Genomic DNA, 17,381 nt, shown 5'->3' with positions numbered 1-17,381 from the left:
CTTCCCCTAAGCCAGGTCTCGGGCCAAATCAGCAACGCCAATCATACCCGCCTGCGCCCCGAGTTCAGCGGTTTCCAGGCGCGGCGTGGGACGGAATCCCGAGCCGACGACACCAGCTTCCATCTTCGTGCGGGCTGTATCCAGGAACAGGTCCGCATCTTGGCTCACTCCCCCGCCGAGCACGATAAGCTCCGGGTCCAGTACGTCGCACACGATGGACAGGCCCTGCCCGAGCCATTGTGCGAAGTGGTCCATGGTGGCCAACGCCAGAGCGTCGCCGTTGCGCGCCGCCGCGACAACACTGTTGCCAGACGCACGCTTATCGACGACGCGACGGTACAGCCCGCAGCCCTCGAACCCGCCTCGTTCTGCTATCTCCACAGCGGTGTCCACGAGAGCGGTGCCCGAGGCGTAGCGTTCCAGGCATCCGCGTTTACCGCATGAACACGCCCGTCCCTCTGGAACAACGGTGAGGTGGCCGAATTCGGGTGCAGTGCCGAACGAGCCACGGTAGATCTCCCCGTGGTGCATGAGCGTGGCTCCAATCCCCGTGCCAATTGCGAAGAGCACCCACGTGTCTGTGTCCTTCGCTGCGCCGAACCGGTATTCACCCCATGCTGCCGAGTTTGCGTCGTGCTCCAGACGCACCGGCAACTCCAGTTCTTCCTGCAAAATATCGCGCACCGGCTCGTTGTCCCGCCACGGCAGGTGAGGCGCGAAACGGACTACTTCGCACGCCGGGTCCAGAAAGCCCGCGACAGCGACACCGACGGCCGCGACCGGGTGGTGGCGGCGCCGCAGCTGCTCCACCAACTCCACGATCGCGTGGACGAGACCGTCCTCATCCTCCGGGGTAGTTGTGGACACCGTGTCCACAACGGTGCCCGATGCATCCACGACTCCCGCCCGGGTGTTCGTGCCACCGATATCGAAACCAATGGTGAGCGGTGCAGCACTGTCGTGTGTAGGCATGAGTCAACATTCTAGCTCCGCTACCGGCAGACCAATATTCGCTCTTCTTTCCGTCAGGGACGCGCACCAGGTTCAAGGCACTGCGCTAGCCGGTTGCCCAACACAGTCCACGAGAAGCGTTCGCGCACCATCGCGCGCCCCGCTTCCCCCATTGCTTGTCTCCGCTCCGGAGCCCCCAGCAGCGAGCACACCGCATGCACGATCTCGCCACGGTCGTTTCCGTCCACCACAATGCCCGTTTCAGCGGTGACTGTCTCGGGTGCCCCGCCGGACCTCCCCGCGATGACGGGCACGCCGCACGCTTGCGCCTCGAGGTACACAATGCCGAGCCCCTCCACGTCCAGCCCTCCTCCCCGCGTACGCGCCGGCATGGCCATGATGTCGGCGGCAGCCACGATGTCGCGCATTTCTTCCCGTGGCAGGCGGCCCAGGAACAGGACGGCATCTTCAACACCGTGGCGCCCGGCCAGGCGCCTCAGCTTCTTTCCGTAGCGGCCCTCGCCCACGACAACCAGACGTGCACCGGGGACTGCCTCGAGCACTGCTGGCCAACATTCGATCAACCGGTCCTGGCCTTTCCGCGCGACGAGGCGGGATGCGACAACGACGAGCGGTCCCTCCCCCAGGCCGTGCCGGACCCGTGCCGCCCTCTTCTCGCCTTCGGTGGCGGGCCGGAAGAAATCCGTGTCTACGCCTGAGGGCAGACGGACAAAGTCCGGACTGTCACCGAATGCCCGCCCAAAACGGTTCAGAGTGTACTCAGAGATGTACGTGACCGTATCGGCACACTCTCCGATACGGCGTAGCGATTGACGAGCACCCGGAACCATCGACCAGCCGACTTCGTGCCCGTGGGTTGAGGCGACGATCCTCGAGGCACCCGCCCTGCGCGCCGCCGGTGCCAACAACGCTAACGGGGCAGCCGCACCAAACCACACCGTGGTGATGCCGTGCTCGTGGATCAGCTCGATCATGCGGTGTGCTGTCGCCGGGCTCGGCAACATCACCGGGACGGGCAAGCGGTGGACGGGATAGGGCACGGAGGCGTCGAAAAGCGCTGCTTCCTTCTTGTCCTGCGTCGACGCGAAGACGACGAGCGACTCCGGCCCCCGGAGGCGCACGTATTCGTCCGCGAAATCGCGCAGATACGACTGAATCCCGCCCACGGTGGGCGGGAAATCATTCGTGACCAGAAGCGCCGTCATGCACCGCTAGTAGCGGACAGCGCCCTGCGCCGGCATGGAATTGACCGGAACGACCTGAACCGGAATACCGTAATCCGAAGCATGAACGACCTGGCCGTTACCCACATACATGGCCACGTGCGTGACGCCCGGGTAATAGCCGATGATGTCGCCCGGCTGCAGCTCAGACATAGACACAGGTGTTCCACCTGCCAGCTGGGCCTGCGAAGTGCGCGGAATGGACTTGCCATTCTGCTGGTAAGCCCAGTACATCAAACCGGAGCAGTCGAATTGGCTCGGACCCGCAGCCCCCCATCCGTACGGCGAACCGATCTTCGACAGCGCGGCACCGACAACACCGTTCGCGGATGCGGACGGAGGCACGTTGAGGCTCACCGGACCGTTCTTGGACTCCCAGCGGGAACGCTGCTCCGGAGTGAAGGAGTCCACACGACGCTCCACTTCCTTGACCTGGCCTTCGAGCTCACGGCGCTCGGTGTCCAGCTTCTTGCGCTTGCCCTCCAGCTCCGCCTGGCGGAAATTCGCTACAGCGACAGCGATATTCGCGTCTGTCGCACGCTGCGCAGCTTGGCGGTTGAGCCGCTGCGACTCGTCCAACGTGCGCTGAGCCGAACGCGACAGCGATCCCAAATACGCAGCTCGGTCAATCGCCTCCTGCGGGTTAGCGGACTCAAGAGCATTGACGTTAGCGTCACTAGACAGGTTGCGGTACTGCGCGCGAGCGTGGTTATTCACCGCGCCCTGTGCGCCATTCTGCGCCGTCGCGGCTTGACGGGCATCCCGCTGAGCCGTCTCAGCTGTCTTCCTCAGCGCAGCGACCTCACGTTCCCCCTTTTTGATATCCGACTCAATCTGCTTGACTTCCTCAGCCTTCGCAGTCGCCTTGTCGGATGTTTCGCTCATCTGCTTGATCAGATCGTCGATCTCATCCGCCTGCGCCGGAACCGTGGTGCCAGAAACCGCAATGACGGTCGCGAGACCCGTTGAGGTCAGAGCCTTACGGACGCTCAAACGAGAAGAAGCGCTGTGCTTACCCACGGGGAAACCTCTTTCACAAACAGAGAAGAGCCCATGAATGGGCCACAAGGAAACGGAGGAGGATTACAAACTTGTAACAAAGGTAATCCGACTAAGCCCGCTGGTCAAACACTGACGCGGAATTCTTCGTCTTGTCCGATACCACCGATACTCGAGTGAAAATTGAAAGCAAAAGCCGGCCGCTCCCCCCACTACCCGGGAGAAGACGACCGGCAAAATGCGCTGAAGTGCCAATACCTAGAAGCGCACTGCCGAGTGGATCGGCATGTAGTTCAGCGGACGGTAACCCACAGGGGTGCCGGAGTTCAAAGCGTCGATAATCTGGCCGTTACCAGCGTAGATAGCAACGTGGGAAGCGCCACCGTAGTACGCGACAATGTCACCCGGCTGCAGGTCGGAAATGGCCACCTTGCGGCCTGCGGAGGCCTGAGCGCCAGAAGTGCGCGGGATCTGCTTGCCAGCCTGTGCGTACACCCAGGAGGTGAAACCGGAGCAGTCAAAGGCGTTCGGGCCAGCAGCGCCGTACACGTACGGGGAACCGATCTTGGACTTGGCGATGGCGACGATGCGCTCACCCTGGGACTGCTGCGGGGCGGGAGCCACAGCGGCGGCCTTGGTTGCGGCGCGGTACTCGGTCGCAGCGGCGGGAGCGTACTTCGCTTCCACGCCCTTAATCCAGTCGTTGAAGCCCGGCACGTTCTGGATGCCCGGAACGTTCTTCACGGCAGCGATGGCGCTACGGACATCAGCGTTCTTATCTGCTTTACCTGCCAGGGACGGAATCCACTGATCGATCCCCGGGACATTCGCAATGCCCGGAACATTCTCAATACCCGGAATCTCGGTTGCGATACCGGTGTTAGGAACCTTGACCTGAGCCGCGTCAGCGGTGGCCGGGGCGACGAGGGTCGCACCCGCGACGATCGCGGAGGCGGTAGCGATGCTGCGCTTAACAGCGGCGGTCTGGCGGCGGTGCTTAGCCATGAACAATCTCCAATATCTTCCAGTGTCGCCTACCGGGTTAGCTGACGGGTTCGGTGCAGGAATTCACCTTGAGGGACCCCGGCTTTCGAATGAAAGCTCCTCGTCCTTCTTTCACCCCAGGAAACGTATTCGGTTCCCCGGCTCCCATCTCCTCTGCGCGGAGAAGGGACTCGGCTTAGTGTTCAGATGTCTTATCGCTTGCGCCTCTGCGGCCGCAAGGTCTCGAATAGGTTACGAAATGGACACGGTCGTTGTCTAGCGACGCGCCCGTTATCAATTCGTAATTTTCCAAAACGGGCCAAATTGCGCTTCTGCACTGATATTTGGATAAGCGCTGAGAATTATCCGCACAACGAACCTACCCCCTTTTACCTGCGCAAATATGGAGCTTTATGCATCCTCCGAAAATATTCAACAGAGACCACAGGCGTGTAAAAGTTTAAATGTGACACTCGTCACACCGTTACCGAATCGCTATACACATGCCGAAAGCCCCTTCCCTACCCCGGGCTACGGGGACAGTTGGGAAGGGGCTTTGTGCTGAACTATGTCCGCTTACTTGCGTTTGCGGGGGAGTTCACCAGCATCACGGTCAGAGACTTCCTTCTCAGCCTCGAGGGCACGGAGGGTCGCAATCTCCTCGTGGTGGTTGGCGCGCTTAATCTCGTTGCGCTTCGCGGTGATCGAAGGATCATCCGGCGAGAAGATGCCGGAGGTCTCGGAGTCTGCGTAGCCGAGCTCGTTCATTTGCTTCGGCACGCGGGCACCTGCGTATTCCAGCGGCAGCTGGTGGCCATGGTGGTCAACCGGGCCGAGCGGCTGGTGGACACCAACGAATGCACCGTTCGGAAGCTTCTGAATCACGCCGGTCTCCAGACCGTGCTCCAGCACCTCACGGTCGCTGCGCTGCAGACCAACACAGATGCGGTAGGTGATGAAGTAGGCCAACGGAGGCAGCACGATCAGGCCGATACGGCCTACCCAAGTCATCGCGTTGAGCGAGATCTGGAAGTGGTAAGCGAAAAGGTCGTTACCGCCGGACAGCGTCAGCAGCAGGAAGAAGACCAGGCCCATGACGCCGATACCGGTGCGGACAGGCACGTCGCGCGGCCGCTGCAAGAGGTTGTGGTGGGCGTCGTCGCCGGTGACCTTCTTCTCGATGAACGGGTAGGTAAGCAGCAGGACAACCATCAGGCCGGCAAGCAGAGCGACCCAGAACACGCCCGGGATGGTGTAGTTACCCAGGTAGAGCTCCCATGCCGGCATGACACGGGCAGCACCGTCTGTCCAGAGCATGTAGATATCCGGCTGGGAACCAGCGGAGACCTGAGACGGGTTGTAGGGGCCGATGTTCCAGATGGCGTTGATGGTGGTCAAACCAGCCATCAGGGCCAGCACACCGAAGACCAGCATGCCGAAGCCCATCGCCTTGACCGCGAAGACCGGCATGATTCGGATGCCGACGACGTTGTTCTCGGAGCGACCCGGACCCGGGAACTGGGTGTGCTTCTGGAACCAGACGAGCAACAGGTGCGCCGCGATGAGCGCGAGGATGATGCCCGGCAGGATCAGAACGTGGAGGATGTAGAAGCGGTCCAACATCAGGTCCGACGGGAAGTCTCCGCCGAACATTGCCCAGTGGAGCCAGGTGCCGATGATCGGCAGACCCACGATGATGGCGGACATGATTCGCAGACCCACACCGGAGAGCAGGTCGTCCGGGAGGGAGTAACCCATGAAGCCCTCGGCCATACCGAGCAGGATCAGGGTGACACCGATGATCCAGTTAGCTTCACGCGGGCGACGGAAAGCACCGGTGAAGAAAATGCGGAGCATGTGGGCGAACATGGCCATCATGAACATGAGGGCTGCCCAGTGGTGCATCTGGCGGACGAAGAGGCCACCGCGCACCTCGAAAGAGATGTCCAATGCCGTTGCGTACGCGCGCGACATCTCGACACCGTTGAGCGGCAGGTAGCCGCCGTCGTAGATCACCTTGGTAATCGACGGGTCGAAGAACAGGGCGAGGTACACACCGGTCAGCAGGAGAATGATGAAGCTGTACAGCGCCATCTCACCCAGCATGAAGGACCAGTGGGTCGGAAAAACCTTGTTCAGCTGCGGGCGGAGAATGCCCGAGATCGTGTACCGCGAGTCAATGTTGTCCGCGGCTTGTTCCAGTTTCGTGCTCATTATGACTTACGCTCCCAGAAGGCCGGGCCGACGGGCTCAATGAAGTCCCCGCGGGCGATGAGGTAACCCTCTTCATCAATTTCAATAGGCAGCTGCGGCAGAGCGCGGGCTGCCGGACCGAAGACAGGCTTGCCGTGCTGCAGCGCATCGAACTGCGACTGGTGGCACGGGCACAGGATGCGGTTGGTCTGAGCCTCGTACAGAGACGTCGGACAACCGATGTGCGTGCAGATCTTGGAGTAGGCGTAGTAATCGCCGTAGTGGAAGTCTTCCTGCCCCTCACGCTCGATGACTTTCTCGGCGTCGGCCGAGCGCAGACGGATCAGCATGACAGCGTTACGCGGACCGTGAATGGAATGCATGTGGTTCTCGTACACGTCGCGCTCCGGGTCATACTTGTCGCCATCGTTGACGTCCTCCGCCAAGAGCGGGAAGACCGTTTCCATGGCAGCAGCATCCAGATCCTCCGGACGCATGCGGACCAGTCGGGACACACCGGCGGTGCTGTAGTGCTTGCCGGCACCCGTTTCGTGAAGTTCCGCAATGGCAGAGGTGTCGCGGCCCAAGTACAGCTTCTTGCCCTCGCGGGCCAGAGACCATCCCTGAGTCCACAACGTGCCGTCGCCGTTGTAGTTCATCTCGTGGCGGACACGCCACGGATTCTTAATGATGCCACCGAGCGGAGCGATGATGACCAGGCCGGCCATCAGACCCGCGCCACCCAGCAGACCCTTCATGACGTTTCGGCGACCAAGAGTGGACGTCTGCCACGCGTCGTTCAGCAAAGCAGTCGTGGTGCGGCGATCGAGCTCGGAGGAGCGACCGTCGTGACGACGCTGAACCGCGATCTCCTCCGGCACGAACTTCTTGACGTACTGCACGATCGCAACGCCCAGCGAGACGAGCGACAGACCGGAGGTCAGACCGAGCAGCGGAGTGTACAGACTGTACTGCCACAGACCCTCCTGGCCGTGGAATTTCGCCTCCCACGGCCAGAACAAGTAGACGCCCAAGAAGGCGAGGCCAGCAATGATCGAAACCGCGAGCCAAACATTGATGCCGGTTTGCGCACGCTTTTCAGCCGGGTCATTCTCGAGCGGGAAGCGCTCCTTGCGGTACGCTACCGTGACGTCATCAAGCTCGGTGCCCAGTGCAGCGAGCTCGGCGTTGCTCATCTTGTCCAGCTCTTCGCTGGTGTAATTCTTCTTCACTTCATTGCTCATGAGCGCGATCCAATCCACATAGCGGCTGCACCGACGAGGGTGACACCGATGATCCACATAGCCAGACCCTCAGCGACGGGGCCGATGCCGCCCAGCGCCCAACCTGCGGGGCTCGGGGTCTCCTTGGACGACTTGATGAAGGCGATGATGTCGCGCTTCTCGTCAGCAGTCAGCTGACGGTCGGAGAACTTCGGCATATTCTGCGGGCCGGTCAGCATTGCCTGGTAAATCTCCTGCTCGTTGGCAGGATCCAGAACCGGGGCGTACTTGCCGGAAGACAGCGCGCCTCCACGACCCGTGAAGTTGTGGCACGAAGCGCAGTTCAAGCGGAAGAGCTCGGAGCCTCGCGCGACATCCGCAGCCTGCAGATTACCGTCGTAATTCTTGCCACGGAGCTCCTCCATAGCGATCGAGCCATCCTCGTTGTAAACGAGTTCTGGGCCGCCACCGTTAGCCGCGACATACGCGGCCATAGCCAGCGCTTGAGCCTCGGAGTAACGCGGCTTCTTACGCTCAGCCTGCGCGTCGTTAGACATCATCGGCATACGACCGGAGTTGACCTGGAAGTAGACGGCGCCCTCACCGGTACCGATGAGCGACGGACCGCGGTCCTTAACGCCCTGCAGGTTAGCACCGTGGCAGGTGATACACGCCTGCTCGTAGAGGTCTTTGCCTTCCTGGATCAGCGCTTGGTCATCGCGTTGGGCGGTGGCCACCTGCGCATCCGGTGTCAGGGCCGTAGCCAGCAGGCCGGCACCCGACAGACCGATACCGAGCGCCAGTGCGCCCGCGGCGGTGCGGCGCATCCTGCGGTGGTTCCGCGCCTTCTTTGGGGTGTTATCCATGTTGTTCCCTTAAGCGAAAATCGGTGGTTCGTGCTTACGTCGCTGTGAGAGACGGGCTATTGAACCAAGTAGAGAGTAACGAACACGCCGATCCACACGACGTCGACGAAGTGCCAGTAGTAGGAGGTCACCATGGCGGCGGTTGCCTGAGCCGGGGTGAACTTCGACTTAGCCACACGGAGCATGACCACGACGAATGCGAGAATGCCCGCGGTCACGTGCGCCATGTGGAAGCCGGTGATGATGTAGAACACCGAGCCGTACACGCTGGCCTGCGGCGTGACACCGGCAGTCGCCATCTCGGTCCACTCGAAAGCGACAAGGCCCAAGAAGACCACGCCGAGCACGATGGTCACCGTGAACCATTTACGCAGACCAAACACGTCGCCCTTTTCAGCGGCAAAGACGCCAAGCTGAGACGTGACCGAGGAGGTCACCAGGACGACGGTGATGATCGTGCCGAAGACCACGTTGAGATGGTCCGTTTGGTTCGACCAATCGCCGTTGGACATGCCGTTCGCGCGCGATGTGAAGTACATCGCGAACAAGCCGGCGAAGAACATCAATTCTTGGGCGAGGAACACGATCGTTCCCACGCTGACCATGTTCGGCCGGTTCAGCACTGGGAGACGGTCGGGCGTTGTCGCCATACCTGGGTTCGTTGTTGCAGTCGTCACGCGTTACAGTATCGCCCTTTTCAACCATAAAGTCACCTTGTTCACCCCCGGATTTTTCATGTGAGCGCAACGCGGACCTGCCCTTTTATTTCAGGCATTTCCGCGTGTCGGAACACATGAAACTTTCGGGAACTATTGGGCCCCGCTTTACGACGTTCATCGCTGCAGGTCACCGCTCCACGCCCGCTAAGGCCCCTGGCTCGGCCCGCATCGAATTCGCCGAACATCACATCCGCGGTGGTTCCACCGAATTTCGTTCAGTTCCCAACTGTGATGGGATTCACACTTTACCCCTGCGTAAACGTCGGAACTCCCCTACTTTCGTTTGACCCCCTCGTAGCCAGTACCCATTCAGCTCCACTCCCAATCTGCGCCGGCACGCAAAAACGCCCCCGCACCGGTGAAGTGCGGGGGCTCGCGCTTGTAGCGGAAGGCTCTTAGTGCTTTTCGCGCGGAATGCCGTACTGCAGGTTCAGTTTCGTCGTCGCCCAGATCAGGATGACAGCACCGATGGCCAACAGCCAGAGCTGCCAGAACGCAATCCCGAAGGCCATCAAGCAGATACCTCCGGTCATGGCGAGCGGCCAGATCGATCCCGGTGAGAAGAAGCCCAGAACGCCTGCGCCGTCCTCAACCTCAGCCTCTTCCCAATCCTCCGGGAGCACATCGCTGCGCTTCTCGGTGAAGTTCAGGTAACCGCCGAGCATGAACGAGAATGCCGCGGCCAGGATAAGCGCGACACCGCCGGCCCATTCGTAGCCGTACAGGTACGCATCATCACCGACGAAGTTTGTGGCGAATGCGTAGAGGACCGCCATGATCGTCAGAAAGACGCCGTTGGCGTAGAAAACTTTTGCTCCAGCTCCCATTGCTTTTCCTAGCCTCTCTTAGACGTTCTGCACGGCGTTGTCGCCGCCGCGGGTTCCGGTTCGGTCGGAGTTGAACGGACGGGTGGACGTTGCAAACGGCTCTTCGCCGATGGACGCGAGGGCCTCAGAGTTAGCTGCATCCGGGTTCTGCTCACGGAAGCGCATGTAGTCGCGGAACTTCTCCGGGGAGACCGCGCGGATCTCAAAGTTCATCATGGCGTGGTAGGTACCGCACATCTCGGCACAACGGCCAACGAATGCACCTTCCTGGTTGATCTCCTCGATCTGGAAACGGCGCTCCTGCTGGTTTGCCTCCGGGTGGGAGTACACATCGCGCTTGAACAGGAACTCCGGGACCCAGAACGCGTGGGACACGTCACCGGATGCCAGACGGAACTCGATCGGAGTGTTGGTCGGGAGGACCAGAACCGGGACCTCCTCGGTGGTGCCCTCAGTCTCGATCTTGTTGTAGTTCAAGTAGGACTTGTCCGACATGGAACGACCGTGAATCGGGTTCGCGTTGTGGAGATCCTCATCGTCGTACTTGGACCCATCAGCGAGCTTCTGGCGCTCCTGGTCCGCACCGTCGTAGTCGGAGCCCGTCGGAGACAGGTTTGCACCGACCTGTGCGTAACCGAACTTCCAGTTCCACTGGAAACCGGTGACATCGACGGTGACCTCCGGCTCCTTATCCAGGGCAACGACCTTGGTCTGCGCCTGGACCGTGAAGAAGAACAGCACCATCACGATAATGATCGGGAGAATAGTAAGCCCCAGCTCCAGAGGGACGTTGTACTGCAGCTGCTTCGGGAATTCCCCGGCACCCTGCTTCTGGCGGCGCTTCCCACCCCACGCGAAAATCGCGTAGAGGAAGATGCCCCACATAATGATGCCGATAATCCAGGCGGCAAGCCAGACCCAGACCCAGAAGTTGTACATGCTTGCACCTTCAGGGGTGACGGGGTCTGGCCAGCCCATGTCGATCAAGTTCGACAATGCGCTCGGCGGTTCAGCCTCACAGCCGGCGAGACCGAAGCCGCTGAGTGCGAGTACGCCTGCGACTCCGATCTTCTTGGCCAGGCCACGGTTCTTTGCCGTATCCACGTGTGTCTGCCTTCCTGTCCACACTAACGAAAAAGCTGTGAATACCCTCCGATTCTCCACTCCGACTGAGACCCAGCCGAAGGAGAGCAAAGCAGAATATTCCTACCCAGTCAGAATAGATTATCTGGACGCGGTTCCTAAGCTGCTCGGCGCCACATGTTCAGCCACGGCAGAAGGCCTTCGCGTCAGCTCTTCCCCCAAGCCGGTTTACCCGCTGGTAACCGGCCGACTCTCGTTCTCGCACTTTTTCACCCCAGCCATTCATGTGTCCGCGGTCACATCCATCCGTAGAAATATCATCCGGAAGTTGCACCCCTATTGGGGACGGGCTAAAGGTGGGCCTCTCTCTTTCGCCCGGATTTCACAACACCCGTTCACGCCACGCGGATGCCCGCCAATTCCGGCAGTGGTTCATCCGGGCTTTATTGTTGGTAGAGCTGAACTCATAATCCTTAAATGACCATCTAAGGAGTCATTCCCATGTGCGGTCTTCTCGCAATGCTGACAAGCTCGTCCAATGCTTCCGAGTTTGCGGACGCCGCCGAACGCGCTCTCCCGTGCTTCCACCACCGCGGCCCTGACGCGGCTGGTACGTGGCATGACGATGGCGCCCTCTTCGGCTTTAACCGCCTCGCCATCATCGACCTTGAACACTCCCACCAGCCCCTACGCTGGGGCCCCGCAGAGAACCCGGAGCGCTATGCCCTGACTTTCAACGGCGAGATCTATAACTACGTCGAACTCCGCGAAGAGCTCACCGCCGCTGGTCTCAGCTTCGACACAGAGGGCGATTCCGAAACCATCGTGGTCGGCTACCACCACTGGGGCGCAGACGTGGTCAAGCACTTGCGCGGCATGTTCGCCTTTGTCATCTGGGACACGGAAACCCGGACCATGTTCGCAGCGCGCGACCAATTCGGAATCAAGCCGCTGTATTACGCCACGACACCAGCCGGCACCGTCTTCTCTTCTGAAAAGAAGGCCATCATCGAAATGGCACCGGAGCTCGGTCTAGACCTGAGCCTGGACCGCCGCGCAATCGAGCACTATGTCGACCTTCAGTACGTGCCGGAACCGGAATCGCTGCACCAGTCGATCCGCCGCCTCGAATCCGGCTGCACCGCCACGCTCTCCCCCGGAGACCAGGTCGAAGCACAGCGCTACTTCAACCCCCAGTTCAACGTCATCCCGGTGGCTAAGGGCAAAGAACAGGAGCTGTTCACCAAGATTGCGGGGGCGCTGGAGGATTCCGTCGCAAAGCACATGCGCGCTGACGTGACTGTCGGCTCCTTCCTTTCCGGCGGTATCGACTCGACTGCGATTGCGACGTTGGCGAAGCGCCACAATCCGAATTTGCTGACATTCACCACGGGCTTCGAACGGGAGGGCTACTCGGAGGTGGATGTCGCGGCCGAGTCCGCCGCAGCGATCGGTGTGGAGCACATTGTCAAGGTCGTGTCCCCCGAGGAATACGCCGACGCCATCCCGAAGATCATGTGGTACCTCGACGACCCAGTCGCGGATCCGTCGCTCGTCCCGCTTTTCTTCGTGGCGCAGGAGGCGCGCAAACACGTCAAGGTAGTCCTCTCCGGCGAGGGCGCGGACGAACTCTTCGGCGGTTACACCATTTATAAGGAGCCACTCTCCCTCGCGCCCTTCGAGAAGATGCCTGATCCCCTACTCAAGGGTTTGAACAAGCTAGGCCAGATTCTGCCGGAAGGAATGCGCGGCAAGTCTCTGCTCGAGCGCGGCACCACCCCGATGGAAACCCGCTACTACGGCAACGCCCGCTCCTTCAATTACGACCAACTGCGTCGGGTCCTGCCCTGGGCCAAGCCGGAGTGGGACCACCGCGAAGTCACAGCCCCGATTTATGCGCGTTCAAAGGACATGGACCCAGTTGCCCGCATGCAGCACCTCGACCTGTTCACGTGGATGCGAGGCGACATTCTTGTCAAGGCCGACAAAATCAACATGGCGCACTCCCTCGAGCTACGTGTCCCGTTCTTGGACAAGGAGGTCTTCGCAGTCGCTGAGACGATCCCGCACGAACTGAAGATCGCCGACGGCACCACCAAGTACGCCCTGCGCAAGGCTATGGAACAGATCGTTCCGCCCCACGTACTCCACCGCAAGAAGCTCGGCTTCCCAGTGCCGATGCGCCATTGGCTCGCCGGCGACGAACTCTACGGCTGGGCTCAGCAGACAATCCGCGAATCCCAGACCGACGACATCTTCAACAAACCCGAGGTTCTGGAGATGCTCAAGGAGCACCGCGACGGCGTTTCCGACCACTCCCGCCGCCTTTGGACTGTGCTGGCCTTCATGATCTGGCACGGCATCTTCGTCGAACACCGCATCGACCCAGGCATCGAGCAGCGCGAGTACCCAGTGAAGCTCTAGGCTCAATTGCCCCTCTACCCCGCCCGGCGTCACCCCGTGTGTCCTCGGCGCGGGGTAGTTCTGTCATTGACGCTTCGCGCGGGAGCTGCGGTTAGTCGCGTTTAGAGTGATAATCCCTTGCGCAACATGAGAAACATTTCACCTGCGGTTTTGCGGGAGCGTCTCAAACGCGTCTAACCGGCCCCCTGTGGCGCCCGAGGCCAGCAGACCCACGAGCCGGCACTCCCGGGGCAATACACAAAAAATGCGCCCCTTAAGGGGCGCAATGCTTTCACCGCTCAGTATGAATGTGCCGCGTTACTGTTAGTTGAACGAGTCGCCACAGGCGCAGGACCCGCCGGCGTTCGGGTTGTCGATGGTGAAGCCCTGCTGCTCAATGGTGTCGGCGAAATCAATCTCCGCGCCCATCAGGTACGGGACACTCATCTTGTCCACTACGAGGCGGACACCGCCGATGATGTCGGCCTTGTCGCCCTCGAGCTCACGGTCGTCGAAGTAGAGCTGGTAGCGCAATCCGGCACAGCCACCCGGCTGAACGGCGATGCGCAGGGACAGGTCGTCGCGGCCTTCCTGATCCAGCAGCGCCTTCGCCTTTGCGGCGGCGGCTTCGCTGAGCTTGACGCCGGTTGCGGAAGTCGGTGCAGTCATGATCGTTTCTCCTTGCCTACGGATCGTGTCAGGGCACCGAGCCTACTCTTGGCCGGCACCTGGATGCTAGTGCACCCTAACTTGCGCTGGTCACCCTGATAAAACCGGGAATGCGCGCTTCTGCTTTCCCTCAACATCACCGGACGCACCCGTATTCCCACCAGCGGGCCGGGGTTTTGTAGCCTAGAGTGCGTGAAACTTCCCTGGAAGAAATCCGATGCCCCTGCGGCCGCCGCAGGTGGCTCCACCAAGCTCGACCTCGGTGACGCTTCATCGCCCTCTGCTTCGTCGGCGCCGACAACCCCGGCCCCCAAGTCGAAAAAGAAGTCCGAAAAGGCCGATAAGGCCGAAAAGAAGGCAGCGGGACAGAACGCGAAGGCATCTGCCGAGCGCCCCACCGGCAAGGACGGCAAGCCGCTGCCCAAGGGTTACACTCCACCGAAAGGTCGCCCTACTCCGAAACGCCACGACCAGGAAGTCAAGCGTGGCGTTGTGCGCGACCCGAACGCGATGTCCAAGCCGCAGCAAGCGCAAAAGCGCAAAGAACTGAAGGCCTCCATGTCCAAAGAGGAATGGAAGGACTACAAAAAGCGCGAGCGGACAGAGCGCCGCGAACAGAACAAAGAGATTCAGGCCCGCATGGATGCGGGAGATGAGCGCTACCTGATGGACCGCGACAAAGGCGAAATTCGCCGATATGTGCGCGACTGGGTGGATTCGCGCCGTTTTCTGTCCAATTACATGATGCCGGCCATGGTCGTTCTGCTGGCCATAATGATCCTGGGTATGTTCTTCCCCCGCGTGGCGGAAATCCTCTCGCTGGTGTCCATGGTGTTCATCGTCGGCATATTCACGGAGGCATTCTTCATCGGACGCCGCGCCAACCGGGCTGTCCGCCGGAAGTTCCCGGAAACGACCGAGACAGGTTTCGGATTGGGCATGTACGCCTACTCGCGCGCGTCTCAGCCACGGGGTTGGCGTACGCCGAAACCGCAGGTAGAAATTGGCTCCAAAGTCGGAGAATAAGGCACCACGATGAGCGTTTCATTGCATCTCGACGCAGTCCCGCTTCCAGACACCGCTGTTGAAGCGAGGGTCCGGGCGGCGATGACGGAAAACCCACGGGGGATTTCTTTTGGCCGCCTCGCTTCCCTTGGTGCATGGTTTGCGGGCCGTCAGGGAGACGCTCCCCCACAGCCGATCAGCTCCCCGCGCGTTGTCATTTTCGCGGGCGACCACGGCATCGCGGAGCGCGGATTGTCCGCGTTCACCCCTGACGCATCAGCGCTTCAAGCCGACGAAATCGATGCAGGTGCCGCACCGGTAAACACATTGGCGCGAGCGGCTGGCGCACCGGTCGAACTGATCCGAGTCAGCCTGAAAGCGCCCAGCTCCCTTATTTGCGAGGGTTCCGGCGCAATCGATGTCGAGGACGCGATGAGCGAGGAGCAGTTCCTCCGCGCAGCGGAACTCGGGCGCGCGGTCGCGGACCGGACTATCGACGCAGGATGTGACCTCGCAATTGCCGGCGATGTCGGTGTAGGAAACACGACGGTGATGGCGGCACTCATCGGCTCTCTCACATTCACAGAACCAGTCGTGGCAGTGGGGCGCGGCAGCGGCATCAACGACGAGGTCTGGAAAGTGAAGGTCGCTGCCGTGCGCGACTCCATGTTCCGCGTGCGCGAGGTCCAAGATGATGTCGCGGAGGTGATGCGCCGAATCTCATCACCGGACTTCGTCGCGCTCACCGCGTTCATCGCCCAGTGCGCGTCGCGCCGCACCCCCGTGCTTATCGACGGCGCGTTTCCCTCCGCCGCCGCTTACACCGCCGAACGGATCACCCCCGGCGTGAAAGAGTGGCTGATCGCTAGCCAGTTGACGCCGGAGCCGTGCCACAAAGTGTGCCTTCAGGCGCTTGACCTGACTCCTGTGGCGGCGCTCGATATGACCACCGGACAAGGTGCCGGCGGGACCGCTGTTCTTCCGCTGATCACATCAGCAGTGGAGCTGGTCGCCGACGAGATGCGTTCCCAAGACGGGGCGGGCGATGGGGCCGGCCCCATGGAACGTCGATAAGCGGGGAGCCCTTTTACTTGGCGGGCACGAGAGTGTGCAGCCACCCGTGGGTGTCCTCCACTTCGCCGCGCTGAATCTTGGTCAGGCGCTCGCGCATGGCCATAGTGACATCGCCCGCCTCGTTGCCGTTGACCGTGAAGTCGATATCGTTACCGACGATGTGGCCGACCGGCGTGATCACTGCCGCAGTGCCGCAGGCAAAGGACTCTGTCATCTTTCCGCTGGCAACGTCGTTCTTCCAGTCCTCGACAGAGATGCGTGCTTCCTCCGTCTCGTACCCCAGATCCTGGGCGACCTGCAGCAGTGAATCGCGCGTGATGCCTGGCAGCAGAGAACCGGACAGTGCCGGCGTGACCACCTTGACGTTCCCGTCCTCGCCGGAGCCGTAGACGAACATGAGGTTCATGCCGCCCATCTCCTCGATGTAGGTCCGCTCAATCGCATCGAGCCACACGACCTGGTCGCATTGCTGCTCTTCAGCCTGCGCCTGTGCGAGCAGGGACGCAGCATAGTTACCCGCGAATTTCGCTGCACCCGTGCCTCCGGGCGCGGCGCGGACGTAGTCCTCGGAGATCCACACCTTGACCGGCTTAATGCCGCCGGAGAAGTATGCGCCGGCCGGGGACGCGATGACGTAGTAGGTGTAACTGCTCGCCGGCTTCACGCCAAGGCTGATCTCCGTGGAGATCATGAACGGGCGCAGGTACAGGGCGGCCTCGCCACCAGCTTCCGGAACCCAAGCCTCGTCGACCTCGACGATCTGGCGGATGGACTCAATGAACAGATCTTCCGGGAGCTCCGGCATGGCCAGGCGCTCCGCGGAATTCTGCAAACGCCGCGCATTTTGCTCTGGGCGGAACGTCGCGATCGAACCGTCCGGCTGACGGTACGCCTTCAATCCCTCGAAGATCGCCTGCCCGTAGTGGAACACCATGGTTGCCGGGTCGAACTCGATGGGCGCGTACGGCTCGACGCGTGCGTTGTGCCAACCAGCGTCCTCGGACCAATCGATGGCCACCATGTGGTCGGTGAATTTCTGGCCGAATTTCGGATCCTTGAGAATTTCGGCGCGCTGCTCCGCACTCGCCGGGTGCTCGTTCTTTGTCACGGTGAATTCCAAGCTCGTCATGGTTCATCAGCA

The 17,381-nt window shown here is 61.1% G+C and carries 15 protein-coding genes and 1 riboswitch; of the genes, 3 read left to right on the top strand and 12 right to left on the bottom strand.

What is annotated here, in order from left to right:
* Positions 1-6 precede the first annotated feature (6 nt).
* The 10 genes from CZ338_RS08395 to ctaC form a co-directional block, all read right to left on the bottom strand.
* On the bottom strand, positions 7-972 hold the full coding sequence (locus CZ338_RS08395; protein ID WP_087117789.1) for an ROK family protein: 966 nt from the start codon (positions 970-972) through the stop codon (positions 7-9).
* A 53-nt stretch (positions 973-1,025) separates the two neighbouring features.
* Entirely contained in the window at positions 1,026-2,177 is a 1,152-nt protein-coding gene (locus CZ338_RS08390) for a glycosyltransferase family 4 protein (RefSeq protein WP_087117788.1), read from the bottom strand.
* A gap of 6 nt (positions 2,178-2,183) precedes the next feature.
* Positions 2,184-3,215 carry a C40 family peptidase gene (locus CZ338_RS08385; RefSeq protein WP_087117787.1) on the bottom strand — a complete coding sequence of 344 codons (1,032 nt, stop codon included), beginning with the start codon at positions 3,213-3,215 and terminating at the stop codon, positions 2,184-2,186.
* 237 nt (positions 3,216-3,452) lie between these two features.
* Complete coding sequence (locus CZ338_RS08380; protein ID WP_087117786.1) at positions 3,453-4,199, bottom strand: C40 family peptidase; 747 nt, start codon at positions 4,197-4,199, stop codon at positions 3,453-3,455.
* An 11-nt stretch (positions 4,200-4,210) separates the two neighbouring features.
* Positions 4,211-4,385, bottom strand: a riboswitch (cyclic di-AMP (ydaO/yuaA leader).
* Positions 4,386-4,754: 369 nt separating this feature from the next.
* On the bottom strand, positions 4,755-6,392 hold the full coding sequence (qcrB, locus tag CZ338_RS08375; RefSeq protein WP_087117785.1) for a cytochrome bc1 complex cytochrome b subunit: 1,638 nt from the start codon (positions 6,390-6,392) through the stop codon (positions 4,755-4,757).
* A complete protein-coding gene (gene qcrA / locus CZ338_RS08370; RefSeq protein ID WP_087118206.1) occupies positions 6,392-7,615 on the bottom strand; it encodes a cytochrome bc1 complex Rieske iron-sulfur subunit in 1,224 nt (407 codons plus the stop codon). Before qcrA ends, qcrB begins: the two co-directional genes overlap by 1 nt.
* Positions 7,612-8,460: a cytochrome bc1 complex diheme cytochrome c subunit gene (qcrC, locus tag CZ338_RS08365; RefSeq protein ID WP_087117784.1), complete on the bottom strand. Its 849-nt coding sequence runs from the start codon at positions 8,458-8,460 to the stop codon at positions 7,612-7,614. The genes qcrA and qcrC overlap by 4 nt, the downstream gene beginning before the upstream one ends.
* A 56-nt stretch (positions 8,461-8,516) precedes the next feature.
* A complete protein-coding gene (ctaE, locus tag CZ338_RS08360; protein WP_204211909.1) occupies positions 8,517-9,137 on the bottom strand; it encodes an aa3-type cytochrome oxidase subunit III in 621 nt (206 codons plus the stop codon).
* A 437-nt stretch (positions 9,138-9,574) separates the two neighbouring features.
* Positions 9,575-10,006, bottom strand: a complete 432-nt coding sequence (gene ctaF, locus CZ338_RS08350; protein WP_087117782.1) for an aa3-type cytochrome oxidase subunit IV — start codon at positions 10,004-10,006, stop codon at positions 9,575-9,577.
* Positions 10,007-10,024: 18 nt separating this feature from the next.
* On the bottom strand, positions 10,025-11,110 hold the full coding sequence (ctaC, locus tag CZ338_RS08345; protein WP_087117781.1) for an aa3-type cytochrome oxidase subunit II: 1,086 nt from the start codon (positions 11,108-11,110) through the stop codon (positions 10,025-10,027).
* Positions 11,111-11,590: 480 nt separating this feature from the next.
* Between ctaC and asnB the strand changes: the two genes are divergently transcribed.
* Entirely contained in the window at positions 11,591-13,513 is a 1,923-nt protein-coding gene (gene asnB / locus CZ338_RS08340) for an asparagine synthase (glutamine-hydrolyzing) (RefSeq protein ID WP_087117780.1), read from the top strand.
* 303 nt (positions 13,514-13,816) lie between these two features.
* On the opposite strand, the gene CZ338_RS08335 is transcribed toward asnB, so the two are convergent.
* The gene (locus CZ338_RS08335) at positions 13,817-14,161 is read right to left on the bottom strand and encodes a HesB/IscA family protein (protein ID WP_087117779.1); all 345 of its coding nucleotides are present in this window, start codon (positions 14,159-14,161) and stop codon (positions 13,817-13,819) included.
* 192 nt (positions 14,162-14,353) lie between these two features.
* Between CZ338_RS08335 and CZ338_RS08330 the strand changes: the two genes are divergently transcribed.
* Together CZ338_RS08330 and CZ338_RS08325 are read left to right on the top strand one after the other, a co-directional pair.
* The gene (locus CZ338_RS08330) at positions 14,354-15,187 is read left to right on the top strand and encodes a DUF3043 domain-containing protein (RefSeq protein WP_087117778.1); all 834 of its coding nucleotides are present in this window, start codon (positions 14,354-14,356) and stop codon (positions 15,185-15,187) included.
* Positions 15,188-15,196: 9 nt separating this feature from the next.
* A complete protein-coding gene (locus tag CZ338_RS08325) occupies positions 15,197-16,240 on the top strand; it encodes a nicotinate-nucleotide--dimethylbenzimidazole phosphoribosyltransferase (RefSeq protein ID WP_087117777.1) in 1,044 nt (347 codons plus the stop codon).
* Positions 16,241-16,253: 13 nt separating this feature from the next.
* Here CZ338_RS08325 and CZ338_RS08320 read toward each other — a convergent pair whose 3' ends face one another.
* Positions 16,254-17,369, bottom strand: a complete 1,116-nt coding sequence (locus CZ338_RS08320; protein ID WP_087117776.1) for a branched-chain amino acid aminotransferase — start codon at positions 17,367-17,369, stop codon at positions 16,254-16,256.
* Between the last annotated feature and the right edge of the window lie 12 nt (positions 17,370-17,381).

Origin of the sequence: Corynebacterium urinipleomorphum, assembly GCF_900155535.1 — a bacterium.
GTDB lineage: Bacteria > Actinomycetota > Actinomycetes > Mycobacteriales > Mycobacteriaceae > Corynebacterium > Corynebacterium urinipleomorphum.
This window is presented reverse-complemented; position numbering and strand designations above follow the sequence as displayed.

Coding starts and splice junctions, on each gene's coding strand:
- CZ338_RS08395 (WP_087117789.1), bottom strand. CDS start 972: ATGCCTACACACGACAGTGCTGCACCGCTCACCATTGGTTTCGATATC.
- qcrC (WP_087117784.1), bottom strand. CDS start 8,460: ATGGATAACACCCCAAAGAAGGCGCGGAACCACCGCAGGATGCGCCGC.
- CZ338_RS08390 (WP_087117788.1), bottom strand. CDS start 2,177: ATGACGGCGCTTCTGGTCACGAATGATTTCCCGCCCACCGTGGGCGGG.
- CZ338_RS08320 (WP_087117776.1), bottom strand. CDS start 17,369: ATGACGAGCTTGGAATTCACCGTGACAAAGAACGAGCACCCGGCGAGT.
- CZ338_RS08325 (WP_087117777.1), top strand. CDS start 15,197: ATGAGCGTTTCATTGCATCTCGACGCAGTCCCGCTTCCAGACACCGCT.
- asnB (WP_087117780.1), top strand. CDS start 11,591: ATGTGCGGTCTTCTCGCAATGCTGACAAGCTCGTCCAATGCTTCCGAG.
- ctaF (WP_087117782.1), bottom strand. CDS start 10,006: ATGGGAGCTGGAGCAAAAGTTTTCTACGCCAACGGCGTCTTTCTGACG.
- qcrA (WP_087118206.1), bottom strand. CDS start 7,615: ATGAGCAATGAAGTGAAGAAGAATTACACCAGCGAAGAGCTGGACAAG.
- CZ338_RS08380 (WP_087117786.1), bottom strand. CDS start 4,199: ATGGCTAAGCACCGCCGCCAGACCGCCGCTGTTAAGCGCAGCATCGCT.
- CZ338_RS08335 (WP_087117779.1), bottom strand. CDS start 14,161: ATGACTGCACCGACTTCCGCAACCGGCGTCAAGCTCAGCGAAGCCGCC.
- qcrB (WP_087117785.1), bottom strand. CDS start 6,392: ATGAGCACGAAACTGGAACAAGCCGCGGACAACATTGACTCGCGGTAC.